Source organism: Cernens ardua (assembly GCF_051251085.1).
Taxonomy (GTDB): Bacteria; Pseudomonadota; Gammaproteobacteria; order Pseudomonadales; family Halomonadaceae; genus Cernens; species Cernens ardua.
The window spans coordinates 74,158-94,245 of the sequence record NZ_JBPCZH010000006.1 but is presented as its reverse complement, the minus strand read 5'-3'; the positions used below and the strand labels follow the sequence as shown (position 1 = coordinate 94,245).

The 20,088-nt window shown below is 49.7% G+C and carries 17 protein-coding genes; 11 read left to right on the top strand and 6 right to left on the bottom strand.

Annotated elements, in window-relative coordinates; translation table 11 throughout:
- Positions 1-1,161: an FMNH2-dependent alkanesulfonate monooxygenase gene (gene ssuD / locus LMG33818_RS10920; RefSeq protein ID WP_442323424.1), complete on the bottom strand. Its 1,161-nt coding sequence runs from the start codon at positions 1,159-1,161 to the stop codon at positions 1-3.
- A 466-nt stretch (positions 1,162-1,627) separates the two neighbouring features.
- On the opposite strand from ssuD, the gene LMG33818_RS10915 reads away from it, so the two are divergent.
- The 8 genes from LMG33818_RS10915 (at position 1,628) to LMG33818_RS10880 (ending at position 11,048) form a co-directional block, all read left to right on the top strand.
- Complete coding sequence (locus LMG33818_RS10915; protein ID WP_442323423.1) at positions 1,628-3,046, top strand: alginate export family protein; 1,419 nt, start codon at positions 1,628-1,630, stop codon at positions 3,044-3,046.
- A gap of 322 nt (positions 3,047-3,368) precedes the next feature.
- Positions 3,369-4,274, top strand: a complete 906-nt coding sequence (locus tag LMG33818_RS10910; RefSeq protein WP_442323422.1) for a LysR family transcriptional regulator — start codon at positions 3,369-3,371, stop codon at positions 4,272-4,274.
- 577 nt (positions 4,275-4,851) lie between these two features.
- Entirely contained in the window at positions 4,852-5,676 is an 825-nt protein-coding gene (locus LMG33818_RS10905) for a DODA-type extradiol aromatic ring-opening family dioxygenase (RefSeq protein ID WP_442323421.1), read from the top strand.
- Positions 5,673-6,365 carry an alpha/beta hydrolase gene (locus LMG33818_RS10900; protein ID WP_442323420.1) on the top strand — a complete coding sequence of 231 codons (693 nt, stop codon included), beginning with the start codon at positions 5,673-5,675 and terminating at the stop codon, positions 6,363-6,365. The genes LMG33818_RS10905 and LMG33818_RS10900 overlap by 4 nt, the downstream gene beginning before the upstream one ends.
- A gap of 143 nt (positions 6,366-6,508) precedes the next feature.
- A complete protein-coding gene (locus tag LMG33818_RS10895; protein WP_442323419.1) occupies positions 6,509-6,937 on the top strand; it encodes a DoxX family protein in 429 nt (142 codons plus the stop codon).
- A gap of 387 nt (positions 6,938-7,324) precedes the next feature.
- Positions 7,325-8,659 (top strand): LLM class flavin-dependent oxidoreductase, encoded by a 1,335-nt coding sequence (locus LMG33818_RS10890; protein WP_442323418.1) that lies wholly within the window; start codon positions 7,325-7,327, stop codon positions 8,657-8,659.
- 102 nt (positions 8,660-8,761) lie between these two features.
- On the top strand, positions 8,762-10,030 hold the full coding sequence (locus LMG33818_RS10885; protein WP_442323417.1) for an acyl-CoA dehydrogenase family protein: 1,269 nt from the start codon (positions 8,762-8,764) through the stop codon (positions 10,028-10,030).
- A 61-nt stretch (positions 10,031-10,091) separates the two neighbouring features.
- Positions 10,092-11,048, top strand: coding sequence for a MetQ/NlpA family ABC transporter substrate-binding protein (locus LMG33818_RS10880; protein WP_442323416.1), 957 nt, complete (start codon positions 10,092-10,094; stop codon positions 11,046-11,048).
- 127 nt (positions 11,049-11,175) lie between these two features.
- Here the strand turns inward: LMG33818_RS10880 and LMG33818_RS10875 are convergent, their stop codons facing one another.
- From LMG33818_RS10875 to LMG33818_RS10860, 4 genes are all read right to left on the bottom strand, one after another.
- Positions 11,176-11,568, bottom strand: a complete 393-nt coding sequence (locus LMG33818_RS10875; protein ID WP_442323415.1) for a VOC family protein — start codon at positions 11,566-11,568, stop codon at positions 11,176-11,178.
- Between the two features lie 132 nt (positions 11,569-11,700).
- Positions 11,701-13,011 (bottom strand): LLM class flavin-dependent oxidoreductase, encoded by a 1,311-nt coding sequence (locus LMG33818_RS10870; RefSeq protein ID WP_442323414.1) that lies wholly within the window; start codon positions 13,009-13,011, stop codon positions 11,701-11,703.
- 111 nt (positions 13,012-13,122) lie between these two features.
- Positions 13,123-13,656 carry an isochorismatase family protein gene (locus tag LMG33818_RS10865; RefSeq protein ID WP_442323413.1) on the bottom strand — a complete coding sequence of 178 codons (534 nt, stop codon included), beginning with the start codon at positions 13,654-13,656 and terminating at the stop codon, positions 13,123-13,125.
- Between the two features lie 143 nt (positions 13,657-13,799).
- Positions 13,800-14,786, bottom strand: a complete 987-nt coding sequence (locus LMG33818_RS10860) for a ribose-phosphate diphosphokinase (RefSeq protein ID WP_442323550.1) — start codon at positions 14,784-14,786, stop codon at positions 13,800-13,802.
- A 514-nt stretch (positions 14,787-15,300) separates the two neighbouring features.
- Here LMG33818_RS10860 and LMG33818_RS10855 point away from each other — a divergent pair.
- From LMG33818_RS10855 to LMG33818_RS10845, 3 genes are all read left to right on the top strand, one after another.
- Positions 15,301-16,494, top strand: a complete 1,194-nt coding sequence (locus LMG33818_RS10855) for an MFS transporter (RefSeq protein ID WP_442323412.1) — start codon at positions 15,301-15,303, stop codon at positions 16,492-16,494.
- Positions 16,495-16,879: 385 nt separating this feature from the next.
- Positions 16,880-18,115 carry a methionine ABC transporter ATP-binding protein gene (locus LMG33818_RS10850; protein ID WP_442323411.1) on the top strand — a complete coding sequence of 412 codons (1,236 nt, stop codon included), beginning with the start codon at positions 16,880-16,882 and terminating at the stop codon, positions 18,113-18,115.
- Positions 18,108-18,761, top strand: coding sequence for a methionine ABC transporter permease (locus LMG33818_RS10845; RefSeq protein ID WP_442323410.1), 654 nt, complete (start codon positions 18,108-18,110; stop codon positions 18,759-18,761). The genes LMG33818_RS10850 and LMG33818_RS10845 overlap by 8 nt, the downstream gene beginning before the upstream one ends.
- Before the next feature lie 300 nt (positions 18,762-19,061).
- Here the strand turns inward: LMG33818_RS10845 and LMG33818_RS10840 are convergent, their stop codons facing one another.
- Positions 19,062-20,024: a bifunctional helix-turn-helix transcriptional regulator/GNAT family N-acetyltransferase gene (locus tag LMG33818_RS10840; protein WP_442323409.1), complete on the bottom strand. Its 963-nt coding sequence runs from the start codon at positions 20,022-20,024 to the stop codon at positions 19,062-19,064.
- Positions 20,025-20,088: the final 64 nt, after the last annotated feature.

The window sequence follows — 20,088 nt, the reverse complement described above, 5'->3', positions numbered from 1 at the left end:
TTACTGGTTTCGAACGTTTCCCGCGTGCCCCCCACCACCAAAGACGCTGGCTTCTCCGAAGGACGAACGTATTCTGTCCAACGGCGATTCAATCCCCAGTTCGGGGAAGAGTAATTCGGCTACCGTATAGGCTTCTTCGAGATGGGGGTAACCTGACCCGATGACTGTATCGATGCCCAACGCTTGATATTCACGAAGCCGTTCAGCTACTGTCTCCGGAGAGCCGACCAATGCCGTTCCCGCACCTGAGCGTACCAGCCCGATCCCTGCCCAGAGGTTGGGAGAAACCTCAAGCGCGTCTCGGCGTCCATTGTGAAGATCGAACATTCGCTGCTGGCCAACAGAATCCGATTGGTCGCGTAATGCTTTCTGTGCATTGGCAATTGTTTCATCGGAAAGGTGCTCAATCAGTTTATCTGCTGCTGCCCATGCTTCTTCATCGGTTTCACGTACAATGAAGTGGAGTCGAATGCCGAAGGTAACGGTATGGCCTTTTTTCTCCGCAGCGCTTTTCACACGATCAATTTTTTCTTTCACTTGTGCCGGCGGTTCTCCCCACGTCAGATATTTATCAACAAAACCTGAAGAAAACTCGATCGCAGCATCGGATGACCCCCCGAAATAGATCGGCGGACGTGGTTCCTGAACGGGTGGTAACGTTAGTCTGGCGTTCTGTGCCTTGACGTATTTACCATCCAGATTTGCTTCTCCTGTTTCAATCAGAGGATTGAATACATCAAAAAATTCCTTGGCAAAGTCGTAGCGTTCATCGTGAGGCAAAAAGACACCATCTCCTGCCAGCTCACGTGAGTTTCCGCCCACCACAATATTGAGCAGTAGCCGCCCCTGTGAAACACGATCCAGCGTTGAACTTAGGCGTGCATAATAGGCTGGAGACGCCACCCCCGGGCGAATGGCCACAAGGAACTTGAGTCGGCTAGTGCTGGCGGCCAGATTGGCGGCCAATATGAATGACTCTTCACATGAAGCACCGGTGGGAATCAGTACGCCAGAATATCCCAGACGATCTACTGCCTGAGCCAATTCCTTGAAATATCCGGGTTCCGGTGGGCGTTGGCGTATATCGCTTCCCAGGTAAAAGCCGTCTCCTGATCCGGGAATAAACCAGAGGAAATCTAGAGGCTTGTTGTCAGAAGGCATAGTGGTTCCTATCTATAGTATCTATCCTGCGATTACATTCAGGCTATCGTTCAAGACCATGAATAACGGCACGGACAATCGAAAAAGTCAAAGCTTCAGTCCACATTTGAAATTCTGTTAACTGGATATATTTACGTGCCCGGTCTGTTTGCCTTGTTGGGTATATATAAAGCTAGCAAAGCATGTGCCACTCCCTCAGACCCACGATTACGCGGGATATATGTCTCGTTGGTGGTGAGTGTTGTTGGGAATGCAGCGAAAAGCCGGAAAGGATGTTGGATTTCCAACACGCATCAGAAGTGGAAAATAAATCGATAATGTATATATTTTATTCTTATGAAATAATAACGTCTGCTATCGTTAGTCCATCATTATAAAAAAGACAATCTGTAGTGAACCATCATCGATAACAGTTACAAGCCATACATTAGCAGTAGCTGGATAAAAAAGACATTAAGGGATTTTCATGGGTACTTCTTTCGGTCGCCGTTCTCTCGCCTTGCCGATACTGGCTGTAGTTGGCTCTACAGGCCTCTTCTTATCGTTCGCTGCAAAAGCGGACATTACACAGATAAATAGCACACCTGATGGTATCTGGTTGCCTGATACCGATATTCCTCTTTTCAGCGATCAATCCCTTGGTCTTCATATCAATGGTGGATTGTCACTTTATGGCTTTGGCGCCGGTACGCATGATGTCAATTTCGGTAGCCGTGCCTACAATAGACACAAAAGCCCTGCATGGTGGGAGACCTCTGTTGTTCCTTCCCTGAGCGCGGAGTGGGATATCCCCAACGGAGGTGAGCTCTTTGGCGGTTTGGCGGGCTCCTACAGTATGACCCGAGGTAATTCGGATGGTGATCCGGACGGAGATACTCCCGATCATCCTGAGCATGCCCGTTTGGATCGCGCTTATTTAGGATGGCGAAGCGGCGATCTTCTGAATGAATCGCTGGGCCATAATGCCTTGTCCTTCTCTTTCGGACGTCAGGCGTTTCGCTTTGGCGATGGTTTCCTTGTCGGTGATGGCTTTACCGATGAAGGAAAATACGGCGCTTTCTACATTGGGCCCAGCGTCGCCTTCCAGTCCACTGCCGTTGCCACATTGAATACAGGCAACTGGCATGTAGATCTTTTCCACTTAAAAGATCATCAGTATGAACCTCATTTCCGCCATACTCAGCGTGTGCCGGATGAAAATACTTCCGCCAATGGGGTGAACCTCGATTACACGATGGGGCAGCGTGCGCAGTTTGGTGCGGCCTACATGCACGTTTACAACAGTAACGTGGGCGATCGTAATGGTATGAATGTCTATAACCTGCGTGCAAAAGGGCGCCCCTTTGATACATTGCCAGGGCTCTCTTTGGCGGGGCAGTATGTCTATGAACACAATGGCAAAACAGCTCATCATGTGAGCAGTACTGGTTGGTTCGGGCAAGCGACCTATACCTTCGATGCACCCTGGAGCCCTGCGGTTTCCTATCGTTATGCCCAGTATGGCAAGAACTATGATCCGCTCTTCTACTCCTTCGCCGGCGGTTGGGGAACGTGGTACTTCGGTGAGATTGCCGGTGAGTACATGTTCTTCAATACCAATATGAAGGTGAACATGTTGAAATTCTCCATGCAGCCGACCCAGTCATTGGATGCAGGTGTTATTGCCTACAACTTCGACTACAAGAGCCCGTCTGCAGCGGGTGCACGTAAAGGCAATTTTGCTTCTGAACTTGATTTATATACGGACTGGAGCATCACTCAGCACCTCTCCCTGTCAGGTGTGTATGGCATTGCTTCTCCGGGCAAAGGGGCTCAGCAGGCCTATTCAGGAGGGCACCGCAGTACGTCCCAGTTGGTTGAGCTATTTGCAACCTACACGTTCTAAGAGCTACTCCGGGATGATGTGAAGAATCATGATGCCTTTACATCATTGGTACAGGTAAGCAATAGAAAGGCCTGCTGATCTCTTCGGCAGGCTTTTTTCATGGGTGATCGCTATATTGTATTTACTGTTGGAGTTACTTTTCCCAGTGCTTGAATGTTACCGGGTAAGGCCTTCAGGTACGCCGATATCTATCCATGATATAAAGGTTCTTGCATCAAGGCAGATAATTGCTTTTGATAACGCCGATGTATGCTAGTGGGCTGACCAGTAATGTGTTTATGCTGAAAGGGTGGCTGTAACGCCTCAGGTGCAAGGGTAATCGATGGAAAGAATCGAATGTGATCGAATGTTTGTTGCGGTTATGGAAAGCGGCAGCTTCTCACGTGCAGCCCAACAACAGGGCGTTAGTGTAGCCAAGGCATCCAAATTGGTAACGAGTCTGGAACAGCAGTTGGGTGTCAGATTGTTGACTCGCTCGACCCGTGCATTATCGCCCACCGACGTAGGTCAGCTTTATTACCAGCGTATTCAGGCGATTCTTCAGCAACTTGATGAGCTTGATAGCACTATCCAACAGTCAACCGGCAGTACATCGGGTCGCTTGCGAATGACAGCACCCTTATCGTTTGGGATTGGGCAATTAACACCTGCCCTGGAGGCGTTTGCCTTGGCCTATCCTGACATTCAGCTTGAAGTGGACTTTTCTGATCGCCTGGTCAACCTTGTCGAGGAAGGCTTCGATGCAGCTATTCGTATCGGTATGCCTTCCGATAGTAACCTGATTGCTCGACGGTTATGTCCTGCTCGAATCGTGACGGTAGCCTCTCCTGAATATCTCAACCGTCATTCAATTCCTGAAGAGCCCAATGATTTGAAACAGCATGTCTGTATTGTCGATACCAATTTTAGCGAACCCAATACATGGCGCTTTATCAACGGAGATACGGAGTTTAGTGTCCACGTCAAAGGCAAAATGCGGTTATCCAATGCGGATGCCTGTTTGAGTGCCGCCAAAGCAGGTATTGGCATTACACATGTCCCCGCATTCGTAGCGAGTGATGCGCTGGCAGAGGGCAGCGTCGTGAGGCTATTACAGGCGTACGAAATTTCCACGCATGGGATATATATCATGTATCCCTCCAATCGTTTTTTACCTTCACGTATACGTCATTTGATAGATTTTCTGGTCGATTTCTTTCCTGAATCACCGGCGTGGGAACATTCCTGACGTAATATTTGAGAATACTTGAAGGGCACTGTTACGTTCGTGTGAAATGACGGCATTGCTTTTTCCTCATAACTTCTCGTATGCCCTTAAGTGTGCGAATTTCCCATCCATTTCCCTGCGTACAGGCTTTTTCGACTCCACCTCTTTTATTTTTATCCAGCCTTTCCACCACGATTGCCTTTTGTGGTTAGCTTCGTTTACGTCCCATTATTGCACGGTGGGGGCTTGTCATTGTTTGCTTGAATGGCTGTTTGCCATGATCGATTTTCAGGGGGGGCTCATGATGACTCATCACTCTTTGTGATGACGCTTTCTGAAGGAATCAACCTTTATTTTTTCCAATATGGAAAAACTGATATGGGCTCACGGGGGATTATCTGGGAGAAATCCAGCGATATGATAGGCACAACGATAAAGGAGTTGTAGGAAACAGATACTCCTTACCCAATGTGCACTGTCGCTGGTTTATTGCGTACAGGATTGACTCATTGATCTGACTCATATCTTCCTGACCCTCATCTGCTCAACACTCTGGGTAGAAACAGGTCAACGAAGTACCTGAAAGCAGGAGCATACGATGGCTAATCTTCCTTCTTTATTTATTTCTCATGGTTCCCCCATGACGGCCTTGAATCCGGGTATCGTCGGAGAACGGCTCAAGGCTTTAGCCGCTTCCATAGCGCCTCCCCGCGCGATTGTGGTGGCTTCGGCACATTTCGAGACAACCTCTCCCGTCGTTGGTGGTGCGTCACATCCGGCGACCATCCATGATTTCGGAGGCTTCCCTCAGGCGCTCTATGAAATGCAGTACCCCGCACCGGGAGCTCCTGAGCTTGCCCGACACATTACCTCATTACTCAATGAGGCCGGGCTAGAGGCACATGTCAATCCTGACCAAGGGTTCGATCACGGTGTCTGGGAACCGCTCACGATGCTTTATCCGAAAGCGGATATTCCCGTTATCCCGCTCTCCATTCAGCCTCATCAGAGTCCGGAGCATCATTATCGAATGGGGCGCGCATTGGCCCCTTTGCGGGAAGAGGGCATATTGCTGATAGGTTCGGGAAGTATTACCCATAATTTAAGGGATGTGTTTGGCGGCCACGAATCGCGTGATGCGGGTTATGTATTGCCATTTATTCAGTGGATTGAACACTCATTGGAACGCAATGACATTGATGCCTTGCTGGATTATCGGCAACAGGCACCCTTTGCAGAACGTGCACATCCCACTGATGAACATTTATTACCACTCTATTTTGCGATGGGGGCCGCGGGTAATGACACCTTGGGTGCTCAGCGCATTGATGCGGGGATAGATGCAGGAGTACTGGCCATGGATATTTATCGTTTCAATGGCGACGACGTAGTGACCTTGTCATCAGGTGAGACCGAGGTATGAGTGCTCGTTCATTGGACAACTTTTCGTTGCAGCGCCTCGGTTTGGATTATATAGAGCGCCCAGCTGCCTCCGGCGAGCCTCAGGGTTTGTTGATTCTGCTTCATGGTGTGGGTGCCAATGAGCGAAGCCTATTACCTTTTGCTCTGGAGCAGTCTGAACACCTTCATGTGGTATTGGTTCGTGCTCCCATTGAATTGGGACCCAATGCCTATGGTTTTTTTCAGGTTCGTTTCACGGCACAAGGGCCTGTTATCAATCCGCAACAGGCTGATGCCAGTCGGAAAAGAATCATTGAGTTCGTAGCCGCGATTCAGGAAAAACAGGGAATATCACCTGACAAGACCATCATCGCTGGTTTTAGCCAGGGAGGGATTATTAGTGCCAGTGTTGGTTTGACACATCCGGAGAGTGTTCAGGGGATCGGTATTTTTTCAGGGCGGATTCTACCTGAAATCGAGCCACTGATTCCCCAGAACATTCAACAGTATCCATTGAATGCTTTGGTAACGCATGGGTTATATGACAGTAAATTACCCTACTCGTTGGCAGAGCGTTCTGATCGGTTACTTGGTGAATGTGGTGTATCGCATGAACTTCGCCCCTATCCCTGTGATCACGAATTTAATAGTGAAATGCAACGGGATATTACTCAGTGGATAAATGCTCGCCTATTACTCGCTAATGAGTGATATGGCGCCCTAAGGGGGATGTAGTGCCCCCTCTACTGGGAACGCAAGAAAAAAAGCTGTTCTGTGGGGAAGGACAGCCGTACTCGAGAGTAAGTGATAAACACGCTAAAACTACGCGTATAATTAATTTAGAGGATAAAATCATGATTGACTTACGTACTGCATCCCTGGGGATTCTCATCCTGCGCTGGGCAACCGGTATTCTCTTTTTGGCACATGCAGGGCTGAAAATCTTTGTTTTCACCCCGGCGGGCACTGTTCAGTTCTTCCAGTCATTGGGGCTTCCCGGATGGCTTGCCTATATTACAATCATTTGGGAAATTGTCGGCGCGTTGGCCCTCATCATCGGCATCTGGCCTCGCCTGGCGGCATTGATCATGATTCCAGACTTGTTGGGTGCTATCTTCACAGTGCATGGCCCTGCAGGTTTCTTCTTCACCAATGCCAATGGAGGTTGGGAGTACCCTGCATTCTGGATCGTTGGATTGCTGGCGATTGTATTGCTCGGTGATGGGCCTTCCCTGATTAAAACACCCATCGTTGCCAGAGAGGCTGCTTTTTCGAAAGAGTAAATAATGTCTCATCCGATATAAATATTCTTTCCGTGAATATATAAAATAGCTAGCCCTTGTTATACGGGCTGGCTATTTTTTATTTGATTGTGTTTGTTGGGTTATGCTTTTTAGTCATACGCTGCATCATCTACTATATTTCAGCCCTTGCAGTTTCCAGCCCCAACACACTGACCCCACCTCCTGTGCATCATTTTTATAATGATTTGGATGTTAATAATAATCCTGCCGATTATATTCAAACATTAACTGGGTATTTCCAAAGTCAAAGTGTCGTTCTCTAGTATGGACCTATCCTCCCAACAGTTTTAATGGCTGTAACGGTTGCCATGATTATTGATGGAGATGACTGTTGAGGACTCGTTTTTTCAGGTTAAGTGAGGCGCTATGACGTGTGACTATGCCCGCCAATTACATCTTAACGTCAACGTTTTTCTACAAGGGTTTGCCCAGGCAGCATGGCGTGCGCCGGAGCTTGACCCAAGAGGGACAGTGGGTCTCGACCATTATCTAGCCAATGCCCGCATTGCAGAACGTGGGAAACTGGATGCGCTGTTTTTGGCTGATTCCGTTGCAACGTCTTCGTTAGGTACCGGCCCCGTTACCGCTCTGGAGCCTACGATTGTGCTGGCAGCATTGGCACGGGAAACGTCTCACCTTGGGCTTATCGCCACAGCATCCACCACATATAACGAGCCTTATAACATCGCTCGCCGTTTTGCCACGCTGGATTTGATAAGTCAGGGACGTACGGGATGGAACGTCGTCACAACGGCAGACAGCTCATCAGCGGAGAAATTCGGGCTGGGTGAAACGCCGGATCATGCGACACGTTACCGCCGTGCCGAGGAATTTACCCGCATTGTAAAAGGGCTATGGAATAGTTGGGAAGACGATGCACTGGTGGCAGATCAGCTAACCGGTGAGTTTGTCGACACCCAAAAACTGCATCCTGTTCATCACGAAGGTGAATTCTTCAAGGTGGATGGAGTGCTCAACCAACCCCGCTCACCGCAGGGGCACCCTGTCATTCTACAGGCAGGAGGGTCCAGCGACGGACGTCGGTTGGCTGCCAGATATGCGGAGGCCGTCTTTTCAGCCTCTATCTCTTTGCCCGAGGCGACAGCCTATGCCAATGAGTTGCGGGAAGGTGCTTATAAAGCAGGCCGTGGTAAAAACGCCATAAAAATCATACCGGGGCTGGGGTATTTTCTGGGCGGTACAGAAGAGGAGGCCTTTCGCCGCCATCGGGAGCTGGTCGCCATGATTCCTCTCGAACATAACCTCAACCGCCTGGCGGGAAGGCTGGGTATCGATCCTTCCATTCTGGACCTGGACAAACCTCTTCCCTCGGATCTTCCCTTACCCAACGGTGGGCGAGGCGGCCACACGTTTTTCAATGCCATTCGTGCCCGTTTCAAGGAAACCGGTTTCACTCTGCGCGAGTATCTGGAAACGTTCGGGGGCGGGGGAGGTCACCGTGAAGTCGTGGGGACGCCCGAGCAACTTGCGGATGATATCGAACAATGGTTCAAGGCGGGGGCAGCAGATGGCTTCAACCTGATGCCCAGTCTGACACCAAATGGGCTGGAGGACTTCGTTGATGAGGTCGTGCCTATTCTTCAAAAAAGAGGACTGTTTCGAACGGAGTACGAGGGAACAACGTTGCGAGACAACCTTGGGTTACCCATTCCTCCAGCGCGGACCTCGGATGCATACTGAGGTATTCCACCTGCAGAGGCATTCGCTAATCATTCTAGGGCGGAGCTGGATGGATACGTTCAATTCCGTCACCTTTCACATGTTTCAGATTCAGGATTGAATATGAGTATTGCGGAAAAACTTTCTTCACAGTCTTCCTATCAAGAGGCTTCTCATTATGTGTGGGGTGCTGACCCAAGTGATCGCTACGAGGCTTTGGCTGATCAATGGCGTCCGGTTTTTGATCGTATTCGTGAAAAAGCGGTAGAGCGGGATTACGACCACCGATTGCCCCATGAGGAAATTCAGTGGCTGCGAGAATCGGGCTTTTTACGTGTCCGTTTACCGGAAGAGTACAACGGTTCAGACGCTACCCTGCCAGAATTTTTTGCGCTGTTGATCGAACTGGGCGCGGCCGATACCAACGTGGTTAATGCTGTGCGCTCACATTTTGGTTTTGTGGAGGATGTGCTTTCTGCACCACACAGCGAATGGCGTGACTATTGGCTGGATAAACTGGCGAAGGGAGACTCTATTGGTGCCGGATTTTCCGAGGGGCCGAACAAGGCAAAAGTCGGCACCTTCATTACCCATATAGATCGCACCGATTCTGGCGCGGTATTGAATGGTGAAAAGTTTTATACCACAGGTTCGCTTTTTGCGGATTGGATTACAGTGGGTGTGCAAGACGGAGAGGAGACTAGCTCTGTTCTGGTGCCTCGTGAAGCGGAAGGCGTCACCGTTATTGATGACTGGGATGGATTTGGGCAAGCCTTGACGGCTAGCGGTACCACCCGGTTTGTTAATGTGGCTGTGGCGCCTGAATGGATCAAACCCGGCCAAGGGCGTTTTCCGTATTCCGTTGCGTTTTTTCAGCTTGTGCACTTGGCCTCCTTGGCAGGAATCGCCCGCGCTCAAGCAGTAGATGTAGCTGAAAAAGTGGCCAAACGTGACCGTATCTATACCAATGGCAACGCTGCCAAAGTCAGTGAAGACCCTCAGATTCTTCAGGTTATCGGGAAGTTATATGCTGCTGCCTATGCTTCACGCGCCACTGTATTACAAGCGGCACGTGCGATTCAAAGCAGTTACGAAGCAGTAGTTAATCGCGCTCCTGAAGAGGTATTTCTGCAGGAACAGACACGTGCACATGTTGAAGTGGATTCAACAGTCTCGGTGGTGACGGAGTTGGTGCTTAATGCGGCGACCATTCTCTTTGATGCGTTGGGTGCATCTGCCACCTTGCGCAATAAGGGGCTGGATCGCTATTGGCGCAACGCACGCACAATCACTTCACATAATCCTCGTATTTATCGTGAGCGTCAGGTGGGTGACTTTGCCGTGAACGGTACACCCCCGCCCACTTCCTATCGTGTGGGTAAAGGAAGCTGAAGGGTGCTGGCGGCTCACCCGAACCGTCAATTCACTCATTTAATTGAGAGTATTTATTCGAATGACAACAATAAAGAGTAGCAATCTTGATGGATTGTCTTCCGCTAAAAAAGGTTTGTTGCGGCCAGCCTTGTGGCGAACCATAGCAACGGTATGTACTGTTGCCTTTGTGTTGGCAGGATGTCATTCCGGCGATCACGAGGGGCACTCAAACGATACAAGTTCCAACAACACTCACCTTATTCGCATGGGGTTTGTTCCCGGCCCCTATCGTCAGGAATTTGAGGAGGGTATTGCGCCACAGCTCAAGAAGGAAGGCTACACTATTCGGTACCAGGAGTTTGCTGATGGAATAGCCTGTAATGATGCCCTGGCGCACGGGGAGATTGATGCCAATATTATGCAGCATCCGACGTATTTGGCCTCGACCAATGCACAGAATGGCACCCATTTGAAGGCTATTGTTGAAGTGCCAACGCCGCCCATGGGGCTTTTCTCACAAAAACATCCGGGGCCACAAAATGCTGATGGCTCACCCAAAAAAGGGGTATTGACGCCACCCCAAAATGCGCAGATTGCCGTGCCCGATACAGCCGTCAATTTGTTGCGCGCACTGCGTATTCTGCATCGTATTGGATGGATTGATTACAATAAGCAAGCGAAGCCGGATTCGATTTCACCTCGTGATGTCACCGCTAACCCCTATCACCTGAAATTCGTGCAATTGGATGCCAGCCAGGGGCCACGAGCATTACCGGATGTGGATTATGCGGCCATTCAAGGTAACTTCGTGATTTCGGCAGGACTCAAGCTGAGCAGCGCGTTGGCACTGGAGCAGCGTGACCCTGCGTTTATCAATGTTGTGGCAGTAAATCAGCCCAGTCTGCATAAACCGTTCGTGAAAGCGATCGTTGACGCTTACCACTCCCCATTCTTCAAGCAAAAAATAGAGGCCAATCCTGAGTTCAAAGGCTATATACCTCCGCAATATTTTAGCGCGACTTCCCACGATTCTTAGAAAAAAAGCGTAGTAGGTGTGTTTTTAGTGACCTATCAATTAGCATATGACCTAGAAAACTTGCCACTATCAAGAAGTTTGATATTTGTGACCAATACGTTATCAAAAACGCGGTAGTTGTTAGGTATTAAGCCTTAAGCTCGGAAATCTCGACTAGGTTAAGGTCGGGGTCACGTAAGTAAATGGATCGAATAGGTCCTGTTGCGCCTGTTCGATCTATGGGGCCTTCAATAATCTGCGCGCCTTTCCTTTTCAAAGAGTCGATGACATCATCCAATGGAATAGCAGCAATGAAGCAGAGATCGAGTGCGCCTGGTACTGGGGTATGAGCTTTAGGCTCAAATTCATGTCCCTTGACATGCATGTTGATTTTCTGGCCCCCGAAACGAAAGGCCTTTCGTTTCGGTCCGAATTCCTCAAGCTTCATACCCAGCAGGTTAACGTAGAAATGTATACACGCTTGTTCATTGGCTGTTGTCAAAACGAGATGATCCAGGTGACTAATCATATTCAGTGGCATTCCGGTTTCTTGGTGACTTTTGATTTGTCGGTGCTGATCTTGGTTTTCAAGGGCCAATGTAGTTAATGTTGTCTAAGTAAGCGAGTAAGGAATGAGTTTGGACACAAACCATCACAGCTTTATATAGGTTAACTATTGATCTGCTAAACCGTAATGCTCCCGCAACGTACTTCCCTTATAGTCTGTCCGAAAGAGCCCTCGCTGTTGTAAAAGCGGCACCACTTCCTCGGCAAACCGGTCGAAACCGCCGGGGAACCAGGGAGGCATGACATTGAAACCATCCGCGGCGCCTTGTCCAAACCACTGCTCAAGATGATCGGCGACCTGTTCCGGTGTGCCAGTAACCACAATGTGACCGCGCGCTCCCGCCAATCGGTGTGTTAGTTGCCTAAGCGTTGGTTGTTCACGGCGTACGATGTCTGTAATCAGCTGAAAGCGGCTGGCTTTTGCCAGGGGGCTGGCCTCATTGATGGCGGTAATATCGACAGGGCGATCGAGGTCTTCAAGGCCAAATTCAACTCCCAATTGAGCTTTCAAAATACCCAGTGAATATTCCGGTTGAATGAGCTCGTTGAACTCTTCTTCCAAGTGCTGCGCCGCCACCTCCGTATCTGCAATAAAAGGACTGACACCGGGCAAGACGAGAGGGATACCTGATGGTCGGCCAGCCTGCTGGGCGCGACTTTTTATATCCTTGTAAAATGCCTGTGCGCTCTCCAACGTTTGGTGTGCTGTGAAAATTGCCTCCGCATGGCGTGCGGCAAAGTCGCGCCCCTCGGGGGAAGAACCGGCCTGTACATAAACAGGCCGACCTTGTGGGGTCCGCGACGTTGAGAGAGGGCCTTTCACATCAAAATAGTGGCCATAGTGATCAATGGGGTGGATTTTATCCGTATTGGCAAAAATACCCGCTGCCTTATCTGCCACAATGGCATCTTCTTCCCATGAATCCCAAAGGCGACTGACGACCTCGATAAATTCTTCCGCTCGCTTGTAACGTTCTTCATGGGCAGGGTGTGCGTCGAGACCAAAGTTGGCTGCCGCCGCTGGTGCGCTGGTGGTCACAATGTTCCAGCCTGCACGCCCGGCACTCAAGTGATCCAGCGAAGCAAACAGGCGCGCCAGATTGAAAGGTTCGTAGTAGGTCGTAGAGGCGGTACCGATCAGACCTATCTGCGATGTGACCGAGGAGATCGCCGACAACCACGTGAGTGGTTCAATGCGGGGGCGACTGGTATAGCGGACATCATGAGGGAGGGACGGACTATCCGCCAGGAAAATGGCATCGAACTTGGCTTGTTCCGCGCGTTGGGTCAATTGCTGGTAGAAACGTATATCGTTGATGCTTTCAGGTGGAGTGCCCTTGAAACGCCAGGCGGCCTCATGATGGCCGCCGGGGTAGAAAAAGAGGTTGAGATGCATCTTCCGGTGCGGAAAAACCATAACGTAAAATACTCGTGGTAAAAAGACTGAGTTTTTACGCTATAACGTTGGATTCTTATGTTCCAATACAGCTTTCTTATAAAATTATTGGAATCGAGAATACCACGCCTTTTATTGTATGAGTTCTTTTGTATTGACCCATTCAGCAAAGTCACTGAGCAGGACGGTTTCAACGTCGAATATTTGTCGTGCAGTTAACGAATGATCTACCAATCCAAAGGTAAGTACAGCATCTTTGACCAATTGGACCTGATAGCCTTTGTCATGCGCTGAACGCGTGGTGGAGCTGATACAGAAGCCTAATACTGCACCCGCAAGCGTGACACCATCGATATGGTGCTGTTGTAGCCATTCATCGATAGCGGTCGACTCAAAAGGCGATGATGTATGCTTGATAAAAACAGGCTCACCAGAGGCAGGTATTGCCCAGTCGACTAGCTCGGCTGTTGTTTTATCCGGGTGAAATGGTGAATTTTTGTCATGTGAATGGTGTTGTACATGCAGGATGGGCCAGCCTTTTTCTCTCCATGAACTGATCAATGCCGTGGTATGTGTCGCAATATCGTTGCCCACATAATCTACTCCTTCGGTTATGCGTCGCTCCATTTCTTTTTGCAAGTCTATCAATATTAATGCGCGCACCATCGTATTGATCCTTTATTATTTGAAACAAAAAACACTCCCCCCGAACCCCTCTCTCAAGATGGACTATGGATGGAGTGTTTTCATTTATTCACTGATCACATTTTCCCCACGTGATTTATAAGCAATATTTGTTGTGTGATGGCCTAAAACAAGTGATTCTTCCCACCAAAAACGGCACTCACTGAATGATTTGTAAATATCTTGCCAATTGTATTGGCAAGTAATGATGCGCAGGAGAGCACTTCGATTTTACTGGGTGCATTTTCGGGAAGGGGAATACTGTCAGTGACAACAATACGCTCAAAAGGTGAGGCTTCCAGCCGCTGAATGGCATTGCCACTTAGAACGGGGTGAGAGGCACCGGCCAATACTTTATTGGCGCCTGCGGCCATGACCGCATCACCCGCTGCACATAATGTACCTGCGGTATCAATAATATCATCGATGATAATGGCTGTTTTACCGCGGACATCGCCGATTATCTGCGTGATTTCGGCCTCTTGCTGGCGTGGGCGTTCCTTGTCCAGAATGGCGAGCCCTGCCTTGATGCGCGTAGCAAACTGCTTGTTTAGTTTTACGCGCCCTGCATCGGGGGCGACGACGACGATGTTGTCTTCTACCTGTGAAAAATAGTCGGCCAGCATCATCAATGATGTCATGTGATCAACGGGGACACCAAAGAATCCCTGAAGCTGACCTGCATGAAGATCCATCGTCAATACACGATTCACGCCGACCGTTTCCAGCGTACGTGCCACCATACGTGCAGAGATAGGTTCTCGTGCATCGGATTTCTTGTCCTGACGGCAATAGCCAAACCATGGTGTTACGGCAGTAATGCTCCGCGCACTGGCGCCCACAGCGGCATCGATCATTAGCAGGAGTTCAACAAAGGCATCATTTGGATTCACCCCGGTGTCTGCATTTGCACACATGGGTTGAATGATAAATACGTCCGCACCGCGGATAGATTCGTCATAGCGGCAATAGATTTCACCGCTGGTGAACGTTTTCAGGCAAACATCGGATAATTGGGTAGAAAGCTGATCGGCGATGGCTTCAGCGAGGGCAGGGTTGGCTCTACCGGAAAAAAGCATCAGCTTCTTTTCGAAGGGGTAGCTCAGTGGCACGTTCAAACTAATCTCCATGAATATTGGCCCCAAGGGATCCAGTATTGTAAATCAGAAAGTGTACAAAGGAGCTACGTGCTCCTGAGGCGTTATATACCCGCCCACCAGATGAAAGAGCCCATGTTTGACTAGTCAGCAGGCGCTGTAGCAGCGAAGTCCATAACATTGATGCGGTCGAGGCTGTGCTGCAAACGTCAAAAAGAGTGTGATCTATCAGGGTGAGTCATGAATGGACATTCCGATTGTAACAGACTAAGAGATTCCTGTAGTGGCGCGCCGATAGTAATAACTGCTTTTTTTGAAACCTCGCACTATAAAATGCCGTCTATTATCACTCTTTTGCAAGGGAATATGTTAGAAGTCTGCAACCCCCGGGGCCGTCCTGGGTACGTTGCATAGGGTGAGTAATTCCTTAAAATAGCACTCTACAAAGGCTTGAAAATTACTCTCGCCGTGATTCTTTTTCTCCGATCCAGACCTCTTCACTTCAGACATTTTTCATACTGGCCGTTTCATGTTTACCGCAGAACTTTCAAAAGAACATTCACGTGGATTGATGATCCTCTGCGCCACGACCTTTATGGCGCTGACCACAGAATTGGCTCCCGTTGCACTGATTCTCGACATCGCCAAGACCTTTCATATGGAGGTTGGCCATGTAGGTTTGGCCATGGGTGCCTACGCCATTATTGTGGCGGTCTGTGCTGTACCATTGACACGCCTCTCCAGTATTTTTGATCGCAAAAGGATGATGGTCGTCGCTGCACTGGCCTATATGGTGTGTAACCTGATTGGCGCCGTTGCGCCCAACTTCTGGATATTGTGTGCGGGGCGAATGATCGGTGGTGTGGCCCATTGTATAACAATGTCAATGGCGCCTGCTTATGGCGCCCGTATGGTAAGTGCCAAATACAGGGGGCGAGCCATCACACTGGTATTTTCAGGGGCATCAATCGGTTCGGTAGTAGGCATGCCCGCGACGGCGGCGTTGGGTGGCTGGATCGGGTGGCGGTTGACGCTGGTGATCACCGCATTGATTGGTTTGATCGGCATGTTCCTTCTTATGCGTTATTTACCACGGATTTCTGCTGAAGATGAAGAGAGTCAACGTAAATCCCAGGCCCCGATCACGGGAGCCGCCAAAACGTTCTTTTGGGCGATCTCCGTCACTACCGTGATGTTTACAGCGCGGAACCTGCTCTATACCTTCATGGCACCCATACTGGTAGAACATGGGTTGGCAGAAGCATGGATCGGACTGGTATTGCTGATCATCAGTTTCGCAAGCCTGTTGGGCGTCTGGTATTCAGGCAAGGTCGTGGACAGGAACCCTCGCCGTGGGGCTTTTGCGGGGGCTATCGCAATGATTTTGGGAATGTTGCCGGTATGTTTTGCCCACTCGTCAATCTCATTGGTGACTATTGGGGCGATTGTTTGGGGAGCCGGGTTCTCTTCCATGGTGCCTATTGCGATGTCGGGTGCCATGTCGACCCGTATTGCATCTTCGGATGTGACCAGTGCGGCCATCAATAGCTGCTGTAATGTGGGAATATTTCTTGGGGCAACGGTGGGCGGTCAATTGATTGCCTATTTGAGTATTGCGCACCTGGCGGTTGTTTCCATTGTGCTGGTCCTTGTCGGAATGACCATCATACAAGGTGACAAACAGGCTTTCCCTAACACGCCTGCCCATGTGAGTGACACGTAAGGCTGCCGCTCATGTGCCAATCCCAGTATTGACTGTCGATAGGCCTGCCTGGATAAAACTGCGCAGATATAGCGATTGTCATACCCTCAGTTGTGGATTCGCTGTATGAGGCGAATCGATCCGGCTATCGGCCGATATCATCAGGGGAGGTGGGTGAGCCGCTCTTCTGTCAGATGTGACTAAACTGTTGTAAAAACATCAGCTGCTTCACTTTTTTGATGATAATTCGGCACCTGTCGACCAGCCTTCAGACCATTTTCCATATAAATCAAAACGTTACCCTTGGCACAAAAGTTGCCCCTGCCCAAGTACATACATATTGAGTGATGAGGTGGTCAGTGACCCACTGAGTCGCCTACAAGGTTTGTACCAAGGAGGGCCATGCATGGCGTCCAACTATGAATTACGCTCGAATGGTGGTGCTTATGACCATCTGTTGAGTGCGGAAGAGCAGGATGGGGTCACGCCTACGGATGCCTATCCACACGGGGCTTCTACGCCGCCTACCCTCGATGCTTCTCGGCTACGATATGGGCCTGACCTTCAGAAGGAGGTGGGGCGACCGCACATTGTATTTCGTGATGTATCCAAACATTACGAGGCCTCGTCTGGCCCGGTACAAGCATTACGCCACATCGACCTGACCATTCGTCAGGGGGAAATATTCGGCATTATTGGGCGCAGTGGTGCCGGGAAATCCAGCCTGATCCGTACAATTAATCGTCTGGAAAATATCAATAGTGGTGAAATTGAAATCGATAACACCAATATCAATACGCTGAAAAGTGCGGAACTTATCAGGTTGCGTCAACGTATTGGTATGATTTTTCAGCACTTCAATCTTCTTCGCTCCAAAACGGTTTTCGAGAATCTGGCACTTCCGGCGCGTGCCGCGGGTCTTGATTCATCGGCCATTAAAAAGCGTGTAGATGAACTCTTGGCACTGGTTGGCCTGGAAGGAAAGGCCGATGTATACCCGGCACGGTTGTCCGGTGGTCAGAAACAGCGCGTAGGTATCGCACGGGCGCTGATGCTGGAACCGGAAATTCTGCTGTGTGATGAGGCTACTTCTGCACTGGATCCGATTACCACACGCAGCATCCTTGATCTTTTGCGTGATATCAATCAACGGCTGGGATTAACAATTGTATTGATCACGCACGAGATGTCTGTGATCCGTGCAGTGTGTGATCGTGTGGCTGTTCTGGATCAGGGGGAATTGCGTGAAGAGGGCCCCATTTGGCGTGTATTCGGGACACCTCAGGATTCGGTGACACAAACACTGCTGGCACCGCTGCAGGTTACCTTACCCTTTGATTTACAGAAAAGAGTACAGTCGCAGCGTGACAAGGATCATCCCACCTTGGTGTTGCAACTGGACGTGGGGCGCCAGCACGGTGGCGATGCCGATGTGGACGTATTCACCATTGCCAATGCCCTGGGGCAACATGCGCATCTGCTGAGTGGCAACATCGATCGGCTTCAGGGGCATGCACAAGGTCGCCTGTTATTTGGTATCACCCCTAAAGGTGCCATTGATGCGGAAACGGTATCCATGAATCACATTCACACAGCGTTGAGCCACCTGGATGTCAGTACGGAGGTATTGGGCTATGTATGACGGCATGTGGAGTGATCTCCTTAATGCAGGTGAAGACACACTGACCATGGTGATTGTGTCCGGTATTATCGTCTGGTGTATCGGTATTCCGCTGGCCGTCCTGTTAGTGACGACTGCGCGCGGCGGTATCTTTCAGGCCACTTGGCTGAACCGCCCTCTGGCCTGGGTGATCAATGCCTTTCGTGCAACCCCCTTCATAATTCTGTTGGTGGCCCTTATTCCATTAACGCGTTTGATAGTGGGTACGAGCATTGGAGTATGGGCCGCTATCGTTCCCATCAGCTTTAGTGCAACGCCTTTCTTTGCGCGAGTGGTAGAAGTGAGTCTGCGTGAGGTGGATAGCGGTGTGGTAGAAGCCGCTCAGGCGATGGGATTAAAACCCTTGGCTATTATTTTTCGGGTGATGATTCCTGAGGCATTACCGGGGATTATCGGTGGTTTCACTATTACGATAGTAGCGATGATTGGTGCCTCTGCCATGGCCGGTGCGATCGGTGCCGGTGGATTGGGAGATTTGGCCATACGCTATGGTTATCAACGCTATGACACCACAGTGATGGCGATTGTGATTGCTATATTGATTGTGGCAGTGTGCGCTATTCAAATTGTCGGTGATCGTTCGGTAGCATATCTGCGTAACCGTTAATGCATGTCGATATGTGTGCTCGTTTCGGGATTTAGAGGTGAACGTTTTCTCTGAGATATTCGTCTGAGAGGTTGATGCCGAGAGCGTAGATTTCGAGGAAGATAGTTTTCGAGGAAGGTAGATTTCGAGGAAAGTCGCTCCTGAGAAAAGCAGATGGGCGGATATGAGGGATTGAGAGAGGCTGACCGCACTTTTTCCGTAAGGTGAGAAACAGTGTCGGCAGCCTTTTCCCTATTATTCAGACGATATCTTTACGCTATCTTGAGAAGCACACTATTTCGCGCATATTATTTCGTCTCCTTACTCCGTGCTGGGCGCAATGATTTTTTCAAAAAACAGATCCGGATACGGATCATCATTGAAACGGTCTATTTCATGCCAGCCATGCTTGCGATAAAACGAAACCGCCTTGATCAATACACTATTTGTATCCAGTCGTAATTTCGAATAGCCGAGCGATTTGGCTGTTTCCTCTAAAACATTCATGAGTGAATGAATAACACCCAGCCCCCTTGCTTCAGGCGCTACCCATATGCGCTTGATTTCAGCATAGCCTTTGTTTGTTCCCTTCAAACCACCACAGGCAATCGGGCAGCCATCGGAAAATCCCAGTACGAAACTACCTTTGGGCGGGCGCATATCGGCCTGGTCAGGATCGCATGACAGCGATACATCGAATCCCTGGGGAAAGCAGGCCGCCAATTCATCATAGTAGGCATGCATACAGCGTTGGGCCTCAACATCCGCCGGATCTACCGCTTTGAATTCAAACTGCTCCCGTCCTAACGCTGTGGCGATTAGCGCCATTGCAGCCACTAGTTTTTCAGGGTGGGCGTGCTTTTCCAGCAGTGCCTGAATGCGCTGGTTGGAAAGCGACTCATAAGCAATATATTCCTCTTTACCCAGTGCGGTTAAATGTGCGCATCGACGCCGTGAGTCTGCTTCTGAAGGCGTGACGTTCACCATGCCTTCTTCCTCCAGACTACGCAGCAGTCTACTCATCAAGCCTGAATCCAGCTTGAGATAGTCACGAATATTGGCGACCTCTGTGATTCCATTGCCGATGGCATTGATGACGCGTGCAGGCCCCAATGGGCGCCCCCGTCCCAGGAATGAAGCATCCAGTGCACCTACTTCCGTTGTGACAGCACGTTGAAAGCGCCGGATCTTTTCAATGTCCGAGGGCGAAACAGATGTGGTGCCGAAGGTTTTCCTTGAGTATTTGGAGGAAGCGCTCACCGATGAATGTTGATCCGTTGTCATATCTAATCATCTTTGTAATGTGATTTATCTGACAATGGTCAGATAAAATTCGATGTATGACAAG